Genomic DNA, 17,828 nt, shown 5'->3' on the forward strand with positions numbered 1-17,828 from the left:
CGCCGGCCGGTGTCGAAGCCGGCGTCGTATCGCGCTCGCAATCGCGCTTGCGGCTCAATTCTTCGCCACGGCGTCGATCGGCGTCCCGCCCGCCGCATCGTTCCTGCTCCACCCGCCTCCGAGCGACCGATACAGCGCGACCGCCGCCAGCGCGTGCTCGCGCTTGACCTGGTTGAGCGCATCCGCGTCGCGCAGATACACCTCCTGCGCCGACAGCACATCGAGAAAGTCCGTCGCGCCGCCCTTGTAGAGCTGGTTCGCCAACCCGAGCGCTTTATTCGACGCGGAAAGCGCGCTGTCGAGCCGCCGCGTCGCGTCATCGCTGCCGACGAGATTCGCCCGTGCATCCTCGACTTCCCGCAGCGCCTGCAGCATCGTCTGCTTCAACCCGAGTTCCGATTCGCGCATCCGGCTTTCGCTCTGCGTGATATCGGCGGTGATGCGTCCGGCGTTGAAGATCGGGCTCGTCGCGCTCAACGCCGCGCTGAACAGGTTGTCGGTCAGCGTCGGCAGCCCGAGATACGACGCCGCCAGAATCCCGTCCGTCAGGTTCAGCGAGAACTTCGGATACCGCTCGGCTTTCGCGACACCGACCTGCGCCGCGCGCCGTTCGACCTGCGCATAGGCTGTGAGCACGTCCGGCCGCCGCAAGAGCGCCTGCGAAGGCAACGTATCGGGCGAGCCGGCCGGCGGCGCGGGAATCTCGCCGGCCTGCGCGAGCACGAGCCGGTCGATCGATTCCGGCGTGCGTCCCGAATACACGGCGATCAGGTTGAGCTGGTGCGCGATCTGCGCGCGCGTCGGCGGAATCCGCGCTTCGAGCGCATCGAGCTGGTTCTGCGCGCGCGTGACGTCGAGCTCCGTCGACAGTCCGAACGCCTGCCGCTTGCGCGTCAGTTCGAGCGCATGCCGCCGAATCGTTGCGTTATCCTGAAGGATCTTCAGTTCCTGCTGCGCCCAGCGCAGGTCGACGTACGCGGCCGCCGCATCGGCCGCGAGCGCGAGCCGCATGGCGTCTTCCGCATGCTGTTGCCCGACCAGCGCGGCCTGCGCGGCCAGCAGATCGAGCCGTTCGCCGCCGAACACGTCCGGCGACCAGCTCAGTGCGAGCCCCGCGCCGGCCTGCCGCACGTAGCCGAGCGGCGGCGGCGTGTTCTGGCGTGCGTCGGCCGCGTGCGCGGTCGCGTCGAGCTCGGGCAGCAGGACCGCGCGTTTCTGCACGGTCAGCGCCTGGGCCTGTTTCACGCGTTCCGCGGCGGCCTGCAGGTCGAGGTTGCCGTCGAGCACGGTTGCGATCAGCCGGTCGAGCACGGGATCGTGAAACTGCGCCCACCACGCGGCGGCGTCGATGCCGGCGCGCGGGACGTCGGCGTCCCATCCGGCGGGTGCAAGCGCTTGAACCGAATCGTGCAGCGCCGGATGCTGCGCGGGCTGGACCGCACACCCGGCGGCGAATGCGCTGACGGCCAGCGCGACGAGTAGCTTTTTCATGACGATGACCTTGGCTCAGTGCGCGTCCGGCGGCGGCGCGTTCAGGGTAATGGGTTTGGAAAACGCGACGGCAACCAGCGCGACGACGAAGCACAGCGACAGCGCGTAATACGCATCCGCGTAGGTCAGCGTCAGCGCTTCGCGATAGATCAGCCGGTGCAGGTTCGCGAGGCCGGCCTGCGCGGTATTCAGCGTGTCGCCGGCCACCGCTGTCCAGTACGCGGCCTGGCGATCGAGCAGCGATGCGACCTGCGGTTCCCCGGCACTCACGTGCTCGTTCAGGCGCAGGTAGTGGAAGTTCAACCGGTCGTTGAGCATCGTCGCGCTCACCGCGATGCCGATCGCGCCGCCGAGATTGCGCATCAGGTTGAACAGGCCGCTCGCCGATTTGAGCCGTGACTGCGGCAGCGAGCCGAGCGCCATCGTCACGATCGGCGGCACGCTGAACTGCTGGCCGATCCCGCGCAACGCCTGCGGCAGCAGCAGTTCGCGCCAGCCCCAGTCGTGCGTGACCGGCGTGTACAGGTAACAGCCGAGGCCGAAGCAGACGAGCCCGAACACGAGCAGCGCGCGCATGCTGACGTAGCGCGCGGCGAACGCATACGCGCCCAGCGCGAGCAACTGGAACGCGCCCACCGACAGCAGCGCGATGCCGATCTGCAGCGAGCTGAATGCGCGCACCTGCGACAGGAACAGCGGCGTGAGGAACACGGTCACGAAGATCCCGATGCCTGTCACGAACGACAGCAGGCTGCCGATGCCGAAGTTGCGCACGACGAGCGCGCGCAGATCGACGATCGGATCGTCCGCGGTCAGCGCATGCACGATGAACAGCAAGCCGCAGATGCCGGAGATCCACGCGCAGATCAGGATCGCGTCGTCGCTGAACCAGTTCTTGCGCGGGCCTTCCTCCAGCACGTATTCGAGGCAGCCGAGAAAGCCCGACATCAGCACGATGCCGAGATAGTCGCCTCGCTTGACGAGGCCGGGATCGGGCTCGTCGATATGCACGTAGCGCGGCACCAGCGCGGCCACGACGATGCCCGGCACGAGGTTCAGGTAGAACAGCCAGTGCCACGACCATTGGTCGGTGATCCAGCCGCCGATCACGGGCCCGATCGCCGGGGCGAGCGATGCGAGCGCGCCGATCGTCGTCGACGCGATCAGCCGCTGCTTGCCCGGGAACAGCACGAACGCGGTCGTGAACACGGTCGGGATCATCGCGGCGCCGAGCGCGCCCTGCATCCCGCGAAACAGGATCATCGAGTTGATGTCCCACGCGAGCCCGCACAGCATGCTCGTGATCGTGAAGCCGATCGCGGATGCGACGAACAGCCAGCGCGTCGACATCACCTTCGACAGCCAGCCCGACATCGGGATCACGATGATCTCGGCGATCAGGTACGCCGTCTGCACCCACGACAGTTCGTCCTGGCTCGCGGACAGGCCGCCGCCGATGTCGCGCAGCGACGACGCGACGATCTGGATGTCGAGCGTCGCCATGAAGAAGCCGACGCACATTAGCGCGAACGCGAAGACGCGCTGCTTCGTCGGTTGCGACGCGGGGTCGCCGGAAAACGCGGTGGTCATCGTCGGCTCCCGTTCAGTTCGCGTGACCGGTATGCACGGTCACGACCGCGGACAGGCCGGGGCGCAGCACGTGGTCGATGCCCGGCTGCGGATCGAGATGCACGCGCACCGGCACGCGCTGGACGATCTTCGTGAAGTTGCCGGTCGCGTTCTCGGGCGGCAGCACGCTGAAGGTCGCGCCGGTCGCGGGCGCCAGGCTGTCGACGCGGCCATGCAGGCGCGTGCTCGACGCATCGAGCGCGACGTCGACGCTGTCGCCCGCGTGCATCTTGCGCAACTGGTCTTCCTTGAAGTTCGCATCGATCCACAGCCCCGACGCCGGCACGATCGTCAGCAGCGGCACGCCGACGTTCGCGAGCATCCCGACGCGGCCCGTGCGGTTGCCGACGTAGCCGTCGACCGGCGAACGGATCGTCGTGTATTCGACGTTCAGCGTCGCGACGCGCTGCGCGGCGAGCGCGGTGTTCACGCGCGCCCGCGCATCGGCGAGCTGCGCGCCGAGCACGTCGAGCTGCCGCTTCGACGCGAGCAGCGCGGCATCGCTGCGCGCGACGGCGGCGTCGGCCTTCGAATAGTCGGCGTCCGCGCGCTCGACGATCTGGTTCGACACCGCATCGGATTTCACGAGCTCGCGGTAGCGAACGCGATCGGATGCGGCCCGCGTGAGTTCGGCCGACGACGCATTCCTGTCCGCCGCATGCTGGCCGATCACCGCGTATTGCAGTTGCTGCTTCGCATCGAGTTCGGCCACGGCGGAGCGCGCGCTGTCGACTTCCGCGGATGCCTGCGCGAGCTTCGCATCGTAGTCGCGCGCATCGAGCTGCACGAGCACGTCGCCGGCCTTCACGCGCTGGTTGTCGGTCACGAGAATCCGGTCGACGAAGCCGTTCACCTTCGGCGCGAGCACCGTGACGTCGCCGCCGACGTACGCATCGTCGGTGCTTTCCTGGAAGCGCAGCACCAGCAACCAGTCGAGCACGGCGGCCGCGACCGCGACGACCACGACGGCCACCGCGATCCGCATCCACGGCACGCGGCGTCGCTGCTTCGCGGGCCGCTCGGTTGTGACTGCCTCGCGTGATGCGGCAGCGGTTCGGGTCGTATCCATCGATTCACCTATGTATATGCACTTATTGAGTCGAGCGACGACGGGATGTCGTCGCTCGGGGAAGGGGCTAACGCGCCGGCAGGTTGTGCGCGATCCGGAACAATTCGTCTCTGAGGCGGGCCGCCTGCGCCGGCCCGAAGCGCCGCTCGAACGCTTCCTGCGCGGCGCGCCAGTGCACGTGCGCAGCGGCGACCTTCGCTTCGCCGTGCGCGGTCAGCGCGAACGTCTGGCGGCGGCACGGCGGCTCGATCGTGCCCGCAACCAGCGCCGCGGCGACCAGCGGCTTGAGCGCGCGCAGCAGCGCGGTGCGCTCGATCACCAGCGCGGCCGACAGCGTCGCCATCGTCAGGCCCGGACGCTCCCGCAGCAGCGCGAGAATGCTGTACTGCGACGGCGTGACACCGGCACGCGACAGATAGCGCTCGTAGAACTGCGAGATCCGCCGCGCCGCTTGCCGGACCGCGAAGCAATCGTCATCGGTGAGGGGTGGCGTGTGCATGTGCACATGTTAGGCGGCGAGACGGCGCGAAGCGAGCGGCGGGGCGGGATCAGATTGGTGTCGTGGCTGTACCAATCGGCGGCAGGCCGGCGCGTTCGGGCGCCGGGTCAGGCCGCCGCCGGAACGCGCCGGCCTTCGCGGTCGCTGTATGCGGCCGTGTAGTCGATGAACGCCTTGACCTTCGCGGGCAGGAGCGCGCGGTTCGCGTACGCGAGCTTGATTTCCACGAACGCATCGACGAGATCGGCGTCTTCCAGCAACTGCACGAGCGCGCCCGACGCGAGTTCGGCATCGACGAGCGTTTTCGGCACGACGCCGATGCCGAAGTCGTGCATCACCATTTCGCGGTTGAAGACGGGGCTGTTCGACGAGATGTCGAAGCGGAACGGCACGGTGAGCGTGTTGCCGTCGACGCGGAACGACAGCGCGGGCCGGCGCAGCGACGGCGACAGCGGCACGAACGGATGGTCGGCGAGTTCGGCCGGCGTTTCGGGGCGCGAGTGCGCGCGCAGGTAGGCAGGCGTCGCGACGAGCACCACCGGAATGCGTTCGATCAGCCGCACGATGGTCGTCTCGCTCGTCAGCATGTACGGCACGACGATGCCGATGTCGTAGCCTTCGCCGACGAGATCGACCGGGCGTTCGGTCAGCGTGACGTCGAGGCGCACCTTCGGATGCGCGACCTTGAAGCCGGCGATCAGCGGCACCAGCCGGTTCAGCGCGGCGGTCGTGTGCGCGACGAGGCGCAGCAGGCCCTCCGGCTCGCGCGTGTGCGACTGCGCTTGCGCCTCGAGCGAGTCGAGTTCGTCGAGCACGGCCGCGCAGCGCTCGTAGATCCGCTCGGCCGTTTCGGTCAGCGAGACCTGGCGCGTGGTCCGGTGCAGCAGGCGGCTGCCGAAGCGCGCTTCCAGATCCGCGACCGCCCGCGATACGACCGGCCGCGCGAGGCCGTGCATGTCGGCGGCGCGCGTGAAGCTGCGCATCTCGACCACCGACCGGAAAATACGCAGCTTGTCGATGTAGTCCATGTCCGTCTCCTCGGGGCGATGACGGCGCGCCGAAGGCACGCGGCCGGCCGTTACGGCGGAGTGTACATTGACTTTATGCATATGCACATATAAATTGCGGATCATGAACGATATCCAGATGGCCCAGGCCTGCAATTGCCTCGCGCTGCGTCAGGCGGCGCGCTTCGTCACGCAACTTTACGAGCGTCATCTGGCCCCGGTCGGCGTGACGCCCGCGCAGTTTTCGATCATGGCGAACCTGTCGTACCGGCCCGGCCTGGTGATGAGCGAACTCGCCGATACGCTGGTGATGGATCGCACGACGCTGCTGCGCGCGCTGAAGCCGCTGCAGCGCGACGGCTTCGTCGCTGCGGCCGCGTCCGAGCATGATGCGCGCGCGCATGCGCTCAGCCTGACGAAGCTCGGCGAGCGCACCTATGCGCAAGCGAAGGTCGCATGGCAGGCCGCACAGGACGAGTTCGACACGCAGTTCGGCCGCGACCGCGCCAAGGCATTGCGCGACGAGCTGTTCAGCCTGACGGCGATGCGCGACGCCTAGGGCCTGTTCACGCTAATAACGGGCTTGCGCTGGCCCCCAGAAGGGCCGAGCGCAAGGAATGCGACGAAGCGAATACTCAACGTATTCGTGAGGAGCATGACGCCGCGATCGGCCCTTCTGGGGGCCAGCCCCACGAATGAATTTTCCCAAACAGGGGAACGTGCCTTTCCGCCCGTCCCCTTGGGGGGCGGACGGAAAGGCACGTTCGCAAGCCCGTTATTAGCGTGAACAGGCCCTCACGCGCACGGTAGTATTGCAAAAGCGATCCGGATCCACCGGACGAGACACGAGGAGCCCCCCATGCTGCAGTTGAGCGAGCGCGACGAGGCGATGTTGCGCGGCGCATTCGGCGACGGCGTCGCACGCGCGATGCGGATCGTCGCCCGCACGGCCGGCGTGATGTCGGCGCCGCATCTGATCGACATCACGTCCGCGCATATCGACGGCTGTCTCTATCACGGCCGGACCAGCCTCGACTTCGTCGAGTATTTCGTCGACACGGGCGCGAAAGTCGCGGTGCCGACCACCCTGAACGTCGGGTCGCTCGACCTGATCCATCCCGAGCTGTATCACGGCGACCGCACGATCCAGCGCGACGCGCAGCGCCTGATGGACGCGCACCTGCAGCTCGGCTGCGAATCGAGCTTCACGTGCGCGCCGTATCAGCTGAAGAATCGTCCGCGCCTGGGCGAGCAGATCGCGTGGGCCGAATCCAATGCGATCGTGTTCGCCAATTCGGTGCTTGGCGCGCGCACCAGCCGCTACGGCGACTTTCTCGATCTGGCCGCCGCGATCACCGGGCGCGCGCCGTACGCGGGCCTGCACGTCGAAGCGAATCGCGCCGCCCAAATCGTGTTCAATGCGCCGGACTTCGGCAGCCGCCCGTCGCGCGACATCTATTTCGCGGCGCTCGGGCTGTTGATCGGCAGAGTCGCCGGCGCGATCGTGCCCGCGATCGTCGGGCTGCCCGCGGACACCACCGAGGACGAACTCAAGGCGCTCGGCGCCGCCGCCGCATCGAGCGGCGCGGTCGCGCTGTTCCACGCGGTGGGCGTGACGCCGGAGGCGCCGACGCTCGATGCCGCGTTGCACGGGCGCGCCGCGCAGCGGAGCGTCGATGTCGCGCTGGCCGATCTCGACGAGATCCGCCGCACGCTGAACCACGGTGCCGACGGCGATGCGCTCGTCGCGGTCGCGCTCGGCACGCCGCATTTCTCGCTGGCCGAATTCCGCACGCTCGACGCGCTGCTCGATCGATTCGACGGCAAGCCGACGTGCGATTTCTACGTGAACACGAGCCGCTTCATCCTGTGGGAGCTGGGCGAGCTCGGGCTCGCGGACAAGTTCGAGGCCCGCGGCGTTCAGATCGTCGTCGATACCTGCACGTACATCACGCCGGTGATGAAGCAGCTGTCGGGCCTGGTCATGACCAACTCGGGGAAGTGGGCGTCGTATGCGCCCGCGAACATCGGCGTCACGGTGGCGTACGGCAGCATGCGCGAGTGCGTGCGCTCCGCGTTCGAAGGAAAGGTGCGATTCGATGACTGAAACAAGGGCGGGGGGATTCGCGGGCGACACGCTCGTGCCGGGCAGCGCATGCGCGCGCACGCTCGTGCTCGGCAAGCCGCTCAGCTTCTGGGGCGGCTACGATTCGGGCGCGGGGCGCATCGTCGACCGCGGGCATCCGCAGACGGGCGCGAGCCTCGCCGGCCGCATCATGGTGATGCCGCACGCGAAGGGCTCGAGTTCGAGCAGCAGCGTGCTGGCGGAAGCGGTGCGCAACGGCACGGGGCCGGTCGGGATCGTGCTGAAGGAGCGCGACCTGATCATCTCGATCGGCGCGATCGTCGCGGCCGAGCTGTATGCGATCGCGGTGCCGGTGGTGTGCGTGACGGACGACGTGTATGACGCGATCGTCGCCGCGACCGGCGACGTGCGGATCGACGCGGGCGACGGGGACGGCGGCGCGCGGATCGACCTCGGCGCCTGATGCGTTGCGCGTGCCGGTTCAGATGAAGCGAATGTGCGGCGTCTCTTTCGGCGCGAGCGGCAGCGCGTTGCTTGCCGCGGTCATCTCGCGTTTGCCGCCGGGCTGATTGAGCCGCCGGATGTCGGGCCAGACGATCACGCCGAACCCCGAACGCAGGATCGTGCTCAGCACGAAGAAGCCGATCGCGGTTCCGCCGAACCGCGCGAACATGTCGAGCATCCCGTCCGTGCTGCGGGCCAGCGCGGACATGAGGCCGATGACGAACGCCACGACGATCAGGACGCAGATCGTCACGATCCGATCGATTCGGGCGGCGAGGACGCGTGCGGGGCGAACGAGATACACCGAACCGTCGGTCACGTTGCGGATGCCGTAGATCGCCAGGTGATCGCGGTCCGCCGCATAGGCGACATTCAGCCGGTCGCCCGCGACGATGAACAGGTTGCGCGTTGCGTCCGTTCTGAGCGTGAGCGGTGCGTCGCAGGTGTCGAGTCGAAGCGCGATCTCCTCGATGTCCTGGGTGGTCCAGCCGAGATTGTTGCTCCAGACTTTCGTACTGATGGTCTTCTGGCCGACGGATGTGACGCAGCCGGATGCGATCTGCATGGAACGATCGGTCATGCGTTGCTCCGTTCGAACGCGAAACTGGACGGCTGGCATTGCCACTTTTCCTGGGCTTCTCGCCGTTGCGGCCGGAACACCCGCTCGGACAAGCCGCCGATCGAGAGCAGCGTGCCCAGCAGGCTGATGATGCCGACGAACACGGTCAGCGCGACGACGAGCGCCCAGCCGGCCTTGAACGCGGCGCTGCCGATCAGCAGGCTCAGCACGAACACGCACGACGCCCAGGTGAGCAGCGACAGGTTGCGTTCCTTCTGCGCGAGCGCGTCGTAGGGCCGAATCGTCAGATCGTTGCTGGCGATCCACGCGATCCGGCGGCGGCCATGATCGTCGAAAACGCACGCGCGCACCGCCATTCCGGGCTTCAACAGGTCGACCTGCTTGAACGCGTCGGCGTCGATATCTTCGGCGCACAGGAAGTAGCAGACGTCCTGCATCGTCACGCGATAAAGCGGCACCTTCTTGATGTCGATCGCGATACGGACGAGGTTCGTATCGATATGGTCGATCGTCGACTCGATCACGGTGGTGTGACTGGACATGGCTGGCAGCGGGTGGAGGCCCGTATCGCGTTGGCGTGGCATTCATCATACCGATGAAAATGCCGGGAGGACCACGCGTGTGGCGGTACGGCGCCGCCCGCGTTTTCCCGTCATTCGTGCGCGGTTCCCGTCGCCGCCTCCCGATACGCGCTCGGCGTTTGCCCGGCCCACCTCCGGAACGCGCGCGTGAAATTCGCCGGGTCGGTGAATTGCAGCCGCTCGGCGATCGTCTTCAGGTCGAGATCCGACGCCGAAAGCAATTGCTTCGCATCGCGAAACCGCGCTTCGTCGAGCAGTTGCCGGTAGCTCGACCCGGCTTCCTCGAGCCGGCGCCGCAGCGTGCGGGTCGACACGAGCAGCGCGTCCGCGAGCGCGTCCGGGCTCGAATAGTCGCCCGCGCTTTTCGCCAGTTCCGCGCGCACGCGCTCGACCAGATCGCCTTCCTCCTGGCGCACTTGCGCATACTCGCGCTCGACCTGCACGAGCGCCTGCCGGTGCGCGACTTCGTCCGCGAGCGGCAGCGGCCAGTCGAGCACGTCGTGCGCGATCCACAGCGCGTTGGCCGCGCAGCCGAATTCGACCGGCGGCAACTGGCCGCGATAGCGCGCGAAATAGTCGGGTTGCGGCCACGTGAAACGCAGCGCGATCGGCGGCGCCGCGCGCCCGGACCATTGCGAGATGTTCTGCGCGAGCCCCGTCAGCACGAACTCGAACATCACGTGGTGCTGCAGCACGGGGCTCGCCTGCACGCCGTGCAGTTCGAGGGTCGCGCCGCGCGCGTCCTCCGCATAGGTCAGACGATATTGACGGTTGCGCATCCGGAAGTAGCGTTGCGTGACGACCAGCGCTTCGCGGATGTCCCGCGCGGTCAGCGTCGCATAGCCGAGAAAGCCGTGCACCGTCGGCTTCAGCAGCAGCCCGAACGCGAGCCCGATGCCGGCGTCGCCACCGATCTCGATCGCGTTGAGCACGAGCCGCCCCCATTGCGACGGTGCGACGCGCGCATCCGGTTCGGCCAGCACCGCGTCGCGCAGCCCGGTGCCGGCGCGTACCGCGGCCAGATCGACGCCGCGCGCGGCCAGCGCCTGCAGCAGCAGGCGCGTATAGGCGACCGGAATCGTCGGCCGGCGCAGCCCGAGGTGGTCCTTGCGTGGCGGGGAAGTCATGTCATTTTTGGCCGAAAATGACAAGCATTATGGCTGTTTGCCCCCTCACGTTCAAGGCGGCGCGCGGCCTACGATGATACGCATCGCTTACCGGCAGAATCATCATGACGACTTCGTTCCCCCACCTGCTCGCGCCGCTCGACCTCGGCTTCACCACGCTGAAGAACCGCGTGCTGATGGGCTCGATGCACACCGGCCTCGAGGACAGCCGCAAGACGCTGCCGCGGCTCGCCGACTATTTTGCCGAGCGCGCGCGCGGCGGCGTCGGGCTGATCGTGACCGGCGGCTTCGCGCCGAACGTGGCCGGCTGGACCAAGCCGTTCGGCGGCACGCTGATGACGTCGGCCGGTGCGCGGCGTCACCGCGTGATCACCGATGCCGTGCACGCGGACGACGGCAAGATCGCGCTGCAGATCCTGCATACCGGCCGCTACGGCTATCACCCGTTCGCGGTCGCGCCGTCGAAGATCAAGTCGCCGATCTCGCCGTTCACACCGCACGAACTCGGCGCGCGCGGCGTCGAGCGTCAGATCCGCGCGTTCGTCCGTTGCGCGCAGCTCGCGCGCGAAGCCGGCTACGACGGCGTCGAGATCATGGGCTCCGAGGGCTACCTGATCAACCAGTTCATCTCGATGCACACCAACAAGCGCACCGATCAGTGGGGCGGTTCGTACGAGAACCGCATCCGCCTGCCGATCGAGATCGTCGAGCGCACGCGCGAAGCGGTCGGGCGCGACTTCATCCTGATCTACCGGCTGTCGATGCTCGACCTGATCCCGGACGGCAGCGACTGGGGCGAAACCGTGCAGCTCGCGAAGGCGGTCGAGCGCGCGGGCGCGACGATCATCAACACGGGGATCGGCTGGCACGAGGCGCGCGTGCCGACGATCGCGACGTCGGTGCCGCGCGGTGCGTTCGCGTGGGTGACGAAGAAGATGAAGGGCGAGGTCGGCATTCCGCTCGTGACGACCAACCGGATCAACCGGCCCGAAGTGGCCGAGCAGATACTCGCCGACGGTTGCGCGGACATGGTGTCGATGGCGCGGCCGCTGCTCGCGGACGCCGAGTTCGTCGTCAAGGCCGCGCAGGGCCGCGCGGACGAGATCAACACCTGCATCGGCTGCAACCAGGCGTGTCTCGACCACGCGTTCAAGAACAAGATTGCATCGTGCCTGCTGAATCCGCGTGCCTGTCACGAGACGGAACTGATCTACACGCGTGCGCAGCGGCCGAAGCGTATCGCGGTGGTCGGCGCGGGGCCGGCGGGGCTCGCGTGCTCGACCGTGCTCGCGCAGCGCGGGCATCAGGTCGACCTGTTCGATGCGGCGCCGGAGATCGGCGGCCAGTTCAACATGGCAAAGCGGATTCCGGGCAAGGAAGAATTCGATGAAGCGCTGCGCTACTTCGGCCGGCAAGTCGAGCTGACCGGCGTGAACCTGCATCTGAACCGGCGTGTCGACGCGAGCGACCTGATCGCGGGCGGCTACGACGAGATCGTGCTCGCGACCGGCGTCGCGCCGCGCGATCCGAAGATTCCGGGGCAGGACGGGCCGAATGTGCTCAGCTATATCGACGTGCTGGCCGGCCGGCAGCCGGTCGGCCGGCGCGTCGCGGTGGTGGGCGCGGGCGGGATCGGCTTCGATGTCGCCGAATATCTGGTGCAGGACGGCGAGTCGCCCACGCTCGATCTGGACGAATGGAAGGCCGAGTGGGGCGTGACCGATCCGGCCGTGACGCGGGGCGGCGTGACGCGCGCGCAGGTCGCGGCGCCCGCTCGCGAAGTGACGCTGCTGCAGCGTAAAGCCGCGCCGCTCGGCAAGGGGCTCGGCAAGACGACCGGCTGGATTCACCGCGCGACGCTGAAGATGAAGCAGGTGAAGATGATCGGCGGCGTGAACTACGAACGGATCGACGCGCGTGGGCTGCACGTGTCGTATGGCGAGCAGCGTACCGATCACGCGTGCATCGAAGCCGATACGATCGTGCTTTGCACGGGGCAGGAGCCGCAGCGCGCGCTGCTCGCGCCGCTGCAGGCGGCCGGACGCCCGGTGCACCTGATCGGCGGTGCGGAACTGGCTGCCGAACTCGATGCGAAACGCGCGATCGACCAAGGGTCGCGGCTCGCGGCGCGCTTGTAACGGGCGTGGCTTCGGGCATCGGCACGAAGCCACGTTGCGCGGCGATAGCTTGCGTGCGCCACGCTTCGCGACTGTCATGCCGATGTCTCGGCATTGCGGTGCGGCCGGCAGAACGGAAGGGGGCTCCCGCGTCGCCGCGCAACGTGGCGACGCGATCCCGCAGCCGGCCGGTGCGCGTCAGGCCGCTTCGGCCCGTTCTTCCTCTTCCGCTTCGAGCATCGCCTTGACGATCAGGTAGACGGCCGGCAGATCGTCGTCGTCGCGACGCCAGTCGACCGATTCCTCGACGTCCGCGGCCACCAGCCGGCTGTCGCGCAGCCGGATGAACGCGTCGACGACCGTCGGGTCGTTGCGGTTCAGGAAACCGGCGTTCGAGAACGCGAGTTCCTCGACGTTCAGCAGCGCCTGCCAGCTCATCGTACGGACGGCGGCCGGATGGGTGCGGCGTCGCAGGCCGAGCGCGCGCTGCGCGGGGCCGCCGACGACACGCTGCAGATCGACGACCGCCCGCTGCGCGGCGCGTTCGAAGTGGGCCGGGTTGAAGCCGGGTTGCTCGGGATCGAATGCGGATGACTGGAACATGGTCGCCTCACAAAGGTCCGTCCGTCATGGATGACGGAATTCGGGTCAAATGGTGCAAAAGCACTGTAAATATATACAGTGTTCGTGGCGGTTTCAAGTCCCGAGTGAACGTGTTTGTGCGGCGACCGGTTTCGGACGGTTGGCGACGCGCAGTTGCGTCCGTCCGGCGGGTGATTCATACCGACGCGGCGATCGTCTCCCGCAGCCATCGATGGGCCGGATCGCGATGCACGCGCTCGTGCCACAGCATCGACATTTCGTAGCCGGGGACTTCGACCGGCGTATCGACCACGCGCAACGCGGGCGTGTTGCGCACCAGCCGCTCGGGCAGCATCGCGACGAGGTCGGTGGTGGCGACGGCCGATAGCACGAACAGGAAATGCGGAACCGACAGCACGACATGTCGTGAGGCGCCCGCTTTCGCGAGCGCTTCGTCCGTCACGCCGAAGAAGCCGCCGCCGTCGGGCGACACGATCACGTGTTCCAGCCCGCCGAACTGCGCGAGTGTGGGGCGCCGCTTCAGCTTCGGATGACCCGCGCGGCCGACGAGCACGTATCGCTCCGTGAACAGCGGCAGGCGCCGCATTCCTTCCGGCGATCCTTCGGTCGTATGGAACGCGAGGTCGATCCCGTTTCGTTCCGCGTCCTGCTCGATGCGCGGCGGCACGAGTTCGACCACGGCGAGCCGCGTCTCCGGTGCAGCCGAACGCAACGTATTCAGCGCGGGCAGGACGATCGTCGATTCGCCATAGTCGGTCGCGGCTACACGCCACGTGTTCGTCGCGGTCGCCGGATCGAACGGCGTAGCCGTCAGCACCGCGCGTTCGATCGCGTCGAGCGCATCCCGCAGCGGCTCGCGCAGCGTTTCCGCCCGCGCGGTCGGCCGCATGCCCCGCGGCCCCGGCAGCAGCAACGGGTCGCCGAACAGGTCGCGCAGCTTTTGCAACTGCACGCTCACCGACGGCTGCGACATGTTCAGCTTTTCGGCGGCGCGCGTGACGTTGTGCTCCGCGAGCAGCACGTCCAGCGTGACCAGCAGGTTCAGGTCCAGCCGTCTGAGATTGTTCATCGCTATACCTGGAATATCCGGAATTCATTTCCAATATACCTTCGGCAGCGGCATCCTGCAGTCATTCAATCAACGGAGCTGTGAACATGAACGTGCTGATCGTCTATGCCCATCCCGAACCGCGCTCGCTGAACGGTGCGCTGCGGGACTTTGCGGTCGAACATCTGGAAGCGGCGGGCCATGCCGTGCAGGTCACCGATCTGTATGCGATGAACTGGAAGGCCGCATTCGATGCGAACGACGTGACCGACCGCGCGCCCGATGCGCGCTTCGATCCGGCGCTCGATTCGAAGCATGCGTTCGAGACGGGCACGCAGCGCGACGACATCGCGCGCGAACAGGACAAGCTGAAGTGGGCCGACGCGGTGATCCTGCAGTTTCCGCTGTGGTGGTTCTCGATGCCGGCGATCATGAAGGGCTGGGTCGAGCGTGTGTATGCGTACGGTTTTGCGTACGGCGTCGGCGAGCATTCCGACCGGCACTGGGGCGATCGTTACGGCGAAGGTTCGTTCGCAGGCAAGCGCGCGATGGTGATCGTCACGACGGGCGGGTGGGAATCGCACTACAGCGCGCGCGGCATCAACGGGCCGATCGACGACGTGCTGTTCCCGATCCAGCACGGCATCTTGTATTACCCGGGATTCGACGTGTTGCCGCCGTTCGTGATCTACCGGACGGGAAGGATGGACGACGTGCGTTTCGACGAAACGCGTGCGGCGCTCGGCAAGCGTCTCGACGCGCTGTGGACTGCGCAACCGATCCCGTTTCGGCGGCAGAATGCAGGCGACTACGAGATTCCGGCGCTGACGCTGAAGACGGAGATCGCGCCGGAGAAGGTGGGGTTTGCGGCGCATCTGGCGCACGGGCAGTGATCGTCGCCGCATCATCGTGATGCGAGGGGCTGCAAACGACACGGGCGGCAGGCGAGAACATCACCTGCCGCCCGTGTCGCGTTTCTCGCGGCCGTTCGGTAACGGCGCGCTTCATCTTCACTTACCGGTCATCCTCCCGCACCGAAGACGGATGCCGGCACAGCGCCCGCACTTCCATCTCCATATACGGAAACAACGGCAACTGGCTCAGCAGATCATGCAACTGCTGCACGCTCTCGACATCGAAGATACTGACGTTCGCATACTGCCCCGCGATCCGCCACAGATGTCGCCAGACGCCTTCGTTCATCAGCCGCTGGCACATCGCCTTTTCTTCGGCCTTCAGCGTGGCCGCCTTGACCGGATCCATGTCCGTCGGCAGACGGACGGTCATTTCCACATGAAACAGCATCCTGCACTCCTTGCGTTGTCGATTCGTCGAACGGGACGGCCGCTCAGGCCTGTGCACGCGCCCGCTCGACGTCGCTCGCCGGCACGTCCTGCTTGTCCTTGAGCAGCGAGAAATCGAAGTCGATCAGCGCGAACTGCCCGTCGACGCCATACGGCTTGCCTTCCGCGCCCTCGGCCTGCTTGATCTGCGGGATCAGCCCTTCGCGGGTCGCGAATGCGAAGTCGTCCCAGATGTGCGGATCGCCTTCGATGTTGATCTGCGTCGTCAGCTTACGATATCCGTCCGCGGAAACGAAGAAGTGGATGTGCGCCGGACGATGACCGTGACGGCCGAGCTGGTCGAGCAGCTGCTCGGTCTTGCTGCCCGGCGGCACGCTGTAGCCGACCGGCAGCACGCTGCGGAAGCTGTAGCGGCCTTCCGCATCGGTGCGGATCGAGCGGCGCAGGTTGAACGCGGGCTGCGACTGGTCGAAGTACGAGTAGTTGCCCAGATGGTTCGCGTGCCAGACCTCGACGAGCGCATTCGCGATCGGCGCACCGTCGTTGCCGAGCACCTGGCCGCGCATGATCAGCGTCTGGCCCGGATCGGTGCCGTCGTCGAGGCGCGCATGGCCGACCGACTCCGGTGCGCCGGCGACATACAGCGGCCCCTCGATCGTGCGCGGCGTGCCGCCCTGGATGCCGGCCTTCTCCTCGGCCTCGTCCATGCGCACGTCGAGGAAGCGCTCGAGCCCGAGGCCCGCGGCGATCAGCCCGAATTCCCGGCCGGCTTCGTTCAGGTAGTTGAGCGCCGTCCAGAACTCGCTCGGCTGCACGTCGAAATCCTCGATCGTGTAGCAGATGTCCTTCACGATCCGGTTGACGATCGCGCGCACGCGCGGGTTGCCGGGTTTTTCCGCGGCGTCGTCGAAGGTCTTCAGCAGGGCGTCGATGGCTTGTTTGTTCATCTGTGTCTCCGGTTTCGGTTGTCGTGTCGTGTGGGATCAGCGGGCGTCGCGTCGCATCCGTTCGATGCGGGCCCAGTCGAAGGTGATGCCGAGGCCGGGCGTCGCCGGCAGGTGCAGCTTGAAATCCTCGTAGCGCAGCGGCTCGACGAGGATTTCCTCGGTGAGCAGCAGCGGGCCGAACAGTTCGGTGCCCCATTTCAGCGAGCCGAACGTGCTGAACAGTTGCGCGGACGCCATCGTGCCGGCCGCGCCTTCGAGCATCGTGCCGCCGTACAGGTCGATGCCGGCGGCCGACGCGATCGATGCGACGCTCGCCGCACCGAGCAGGCCGCCCGATTGCGCGATCTTCACCGCGAACACGTCGGCCGCGCGGTCCTGCGCAAGCGCGAACGCGTCGACGGGGCCGTGCAGCGCTTCGTCGGCCATGATCGGAATCCGTGCGAGCTGCGTGAGGCGCTTCAGCCCCGCGCGGTTGGTCGCGGCGATCGGCTGCTCGACGAGGCTGACGCCGGCATCCGCGAGCCGTGCGCCGGCCCGGATCGCGTCGGTTTCGTTCCATGCCTGGTTCACGTCGACACGCACGTCGCCGCGATTGCCGAGCGCGCGCTTGATCGCGATCACGTGCGCGACGTCGTCGTCGACCGCGTTCGAGCCGATCTTCAGCTTGAAGGCGCGATGCCGGCGCGCTTCGAGCATCGCCTCGGCTTCCGCGATGTCGCGCTGCGTGTCGCCGCTCGCGAGCGTCCACGCCACGTCGACCGCGTCGGTCGTGCGGCCGCCGAACAGTTCCGACAGCGGCACGCCGAGGCGGCGCGCCTGCGCATCGAACAGTGCGGTTTCGATCGCGCACTTCGCGAACCGATTGCCCTGGAACAGCTTGCGCGCACGCGCCATCGCGGCACCCGGGCGCGTCGCGTCCATGCCCTGCAGCAGCGGCGCGAAATACGTATCGATGTTGACCTTGATGCTCTCGGGGCTCTCCTCGCCGTATGCGAGACCGCCGATCGTGGTTGCCTCGCCGACGCCTTCGATACCGTCCGTGCATCGAACACGGACCAGCACGAGGGTCTGGCAATTCATCGTGGCGACCGACAGTTTGTGGGGCCGGATCGTCGGCACGTCGACGAGCAGCGTCTCGATGCGTTCGATGGTGGCGGCAGTTGCTATCATGCGATTCCTCCTGTTGGTGCACATGGTAGGAATTCCCGCCCGGCGTCGTCCAACACTCTTTCCGAC

Annotated in this window: 18 protein-coding genes; 5 read left to right on the plus strand and 13 right to left on the minus strand. The window is 67.3% G+C overall.

What is annotated here, in order from left to right:
* Positions 1-54: 54 nt before the first annotated feature.
* From DCN14_RS04025 to DCN14_RS04045, 5 genes are all read right to left on the minus strand, one after another.
* Positions 55-1,491, minus strand: coding sequence for an efflux transporter outer membrane subunit (locus DCN14_RS04025; RefSeq protein WP_096505638.1), 1,437 nt, complete (start codon positions 1,489-1,491; stop codon positions 55-57).
* A gap of 15 nt (positions 1,492-1,506) precedes the next feature.
* Complete coding sequence (locus tag DCN14_RS04030; protein WP_096505636.1) at positions 1,507-3,081, minus strand: DHA2 family efflux MFS transporter permease subunit; 1,575 nt, start codon at positions 3,079-3,081, stop codon at positions 1,507-1,509.
* Positions 3,082-3,094: 13 nt separating this feature from the next.
* Complete coding sequence (locus tag DCN14_RS04035) at positions 3,095-4,189, minus strand: HlyD family secretion protein (protein WP_096505634.1); 1,095 nt, start codon at positions 4,187-4,189, stop codon at positions 3,095-3,097.
* 67 nt (positions 4,190-4,256) lie between these two features.
* Positions 4,257-4,688 carry a MarR family winged helix-turn-helix transcriptional regulator gene (locus DCN14_RS04040; protein WP_096505632.1) on the minus strand — a complete coding sequence of 144 codons (432 nt, stop codon included), beginning with the start codon at positions 4,686-4,688 and terminating at the stop codon, positions 4,257-4,259.
* A 107-nt stretch (positions 4,689-4,795) separates the two neighbouring features.
* The gene (locus DCN14_RS04045) at positions 4,796-5,716 is read right to left on the minus strand and encodes a LysR family transcriptional regulator (RefSeq protein WP_096505630.1); all 921 of its coding nucleotides are present in this window, start codon (positions 5,714-5,716) and stop codon (positions 4,796-4,798) included.
* A gap of 103 nt (positions 5,717-5,819) precedes the next feature.
* Between DCN14_RS04045 and DCN14_RS04050 the strand changes: the two genes are divergently transcribed.
* The 3 genes from DCN14_RS04050 to DCN14_RS04060 all read left to right on the plus strand — a co-directional run bounded on the left by DCN14_RS04050 (position 5,820) and on the right by DCN14_RS04060 (position 8,244).
* Complete coding sequence (locus DCN14_RS04050) at positions 5,820-6,254, plus strand: MarR family winged helix-turn-helix transcriptional regulator (protein WP_096505628.1); 435 nt, start codon at positions 5,820-5,822, stop codon at positions 6,252-6,254.
* Between the two features lie 300 nt (positions 6,255-6,554).
* Positions 6,555-7,802, plus strand: a complete 1,248-nt coding sequence (locus DCN14_RS04055) for an aconitase X (protein WP_096505626.1) — start codon at positions 6,555-6,557, stop codon at positions 7,800-7,802.
* Positions 7,795-8,244, plus strand: coding sequence for a DUF126 domain-containing protein (locus DCN14_RS04060; protein ID WP_096505624.1), 450 nt, complete (start codon positions 7,795-7,797; stop codon positions 8,242-8,244). Before DCN14_RS04055 ends, DCN14_RS04060 begins: the two co-directional genes overlap by 8 nt.
* Positions 8,245-8,262: 18 nt before the next feature.
* Here the strand turns inward: DCN14_RS04060 and DCN14_RS38365 are convergent, their stop codons facing one another.
* From DCN14_RS38365 to DCN14_RS04075, 3 genes are all read right to left on the minus strand, one after another.
* A complete protein-coding gene (locus DCN14_RS38365; RefSeq protein WP_172441908.1) occupies positions 8,263-8,865 on the minus strand; it encodes a hypothetical protein in 603 nt (200 codons plus the stop codon).
* On the minus strand, positions 8,862-9,407 hold the full coding sequence (locus DCN14_RS04070; protein ID WP_096505622.1) for a hypothetical protein: 546 nt from the start codon (positions 9,405-9,407) through the stop codon (positions 8,862-8,864). Before DCN14_RS04070 ends, DCN14_RS38365 begins: the two co-directional genes overlap by 4 nt.
* Positions 9,408-9,517: 110 nt before the next feature.
* On the minus strand, positions 9,518-10,573 hold the full coding sequence (locus tag DCN14_RS04075; RefSeq protein ID WP_096505620.1) for an AraC family transcriptional regulator: 1,056 nt from the start codon (positions 10,571-10,573) through the stop codon (positions 9,518-9,520).
* A 104-nt stretch (positions 10,574-10,677) separates the two neighbouring features.
* Here DCN14_RS04075 and DCN14_RS04080 point away from each other — a divergent pair, with 104 nt between their 5' ends.
* Positions 10,678-12,711: an NADPH-dependent 2,4-dienoyl-CoA reductase gene (locus tag DCN14_RS04080; RefSeq protein WP_096505618.1), complete on the plus strand. Its 2,034-nt coding sequence runs from the start codon at positions 10,678-10,680 to the stop codon at positions 12,709-12,711.
* Between the two features lie 177 nt (positions 12,712-12,888).
* Here DCN14_RS04080 and DCN14_RS04085 read toward each other — a convergent pair whose 3' ends face one another.
* Together DCN14_RS04085 and DCN14_RS04090 are read right to left on the minus strand one after the other, a co-directional pair.
* Positions 12,889-13,293, minus strand: a complete 405-nt coding sequence (locus tag DCN14_RS04085) for a DUF2471 family protein (RefSeq protein ID WP_096505616.1) — start codon at positions 13,291-13,293, stop codon at positions 12,889-12,891.
* A gap of 175 nt (positions 13,294-13,468) precedes the next feature.
* Positions 13,469-14,362 carry a LysR family transcriptional regulator gene (locus tag DCN14_RS04090; protein WP_096505614.1) on the minus strand — a complete coding sequence of 298 codons (894 nt, stop codon included), beginning with the start codon at positions 14,360-14,362 and terminating at the stop codon, positions 13,469-13,471.
* Positions 14,363-14,448: 86 nt separating this feature from the next.
* On the opposite strand from DCN14_RS04090, the gene DCN14_RS04095 reads away from it, so the two are divergent.
* A complete protein-coding gene (locus DCN14_RS04095; RefSeq protein WP_096505612.1) occupies positions 14,449-15,234 on the plus strand; it encodes an NAD(P)H-dependent oxidoreductase in 786 nt (261 codons plus the stop codon).
* Between the two features lie 121 nt (positions 15,235-15,355).
* On the opposite strand, the gene catC is transcribed toward DCN14_RS04095, so the two are convergent.
* From catC to DCN14_RS04110, 3 genes are read right to left on the minus strand one after another with little or no spacing between them, the layout of a single operon-like run.
* The gene (catC, locus tag DCN14_RS04100; RefSeq protein WP_027790983.1) at positions 15,356-15,646 is read right to left on the minus strand and encodes a muconolactone Delta-isomerase; all 291 of its coding nucleotides are present in this window, start codon (positions 15,644-15,646) and stop codon (positions 15,356-15,358) included.
* 43 nt (positions 15,647-15,689) lie between these two features.
* Positions 15,690-16,592 (minus strand): catechol 1,2-dioxygenase, encoded by a 903-nt coding sequence (catA, locus tag DCN14_RS04105; protein ID WP_096505610.1) that lies wholly within the window; start codon positions 16,590-16,592, stop codon positions 15,690-15,692.
* 36 nt (positions 16,593-16,628) lie between these two features.
* Positions 16,629-17,762: a muconate/chloromuconate family cycloisomerase gene (locus DCN14_RS04110; RefSeq protein ID WP_096505608.1), complete on the minus strand. Its 1,134-nt coding sequence runs from the start codon at positions 17,760-17,762 to the stop codon at positions 16,629-16,631.
* Positions 17,763-17,828: the final 66 nt, after the last annotated feature.

Origin of the sequence: Burkholderia sp. IDO3, assembly GCF_003366075.1 — a bacterium.
In the GTDB taxonomy this organism is placed as follows: Bacteria; Pseudomonadota; Gammaproteobacteria; order Burkholderiales; family Burkholderiaceae; genus Burkholderia; species Burkholderia anthina.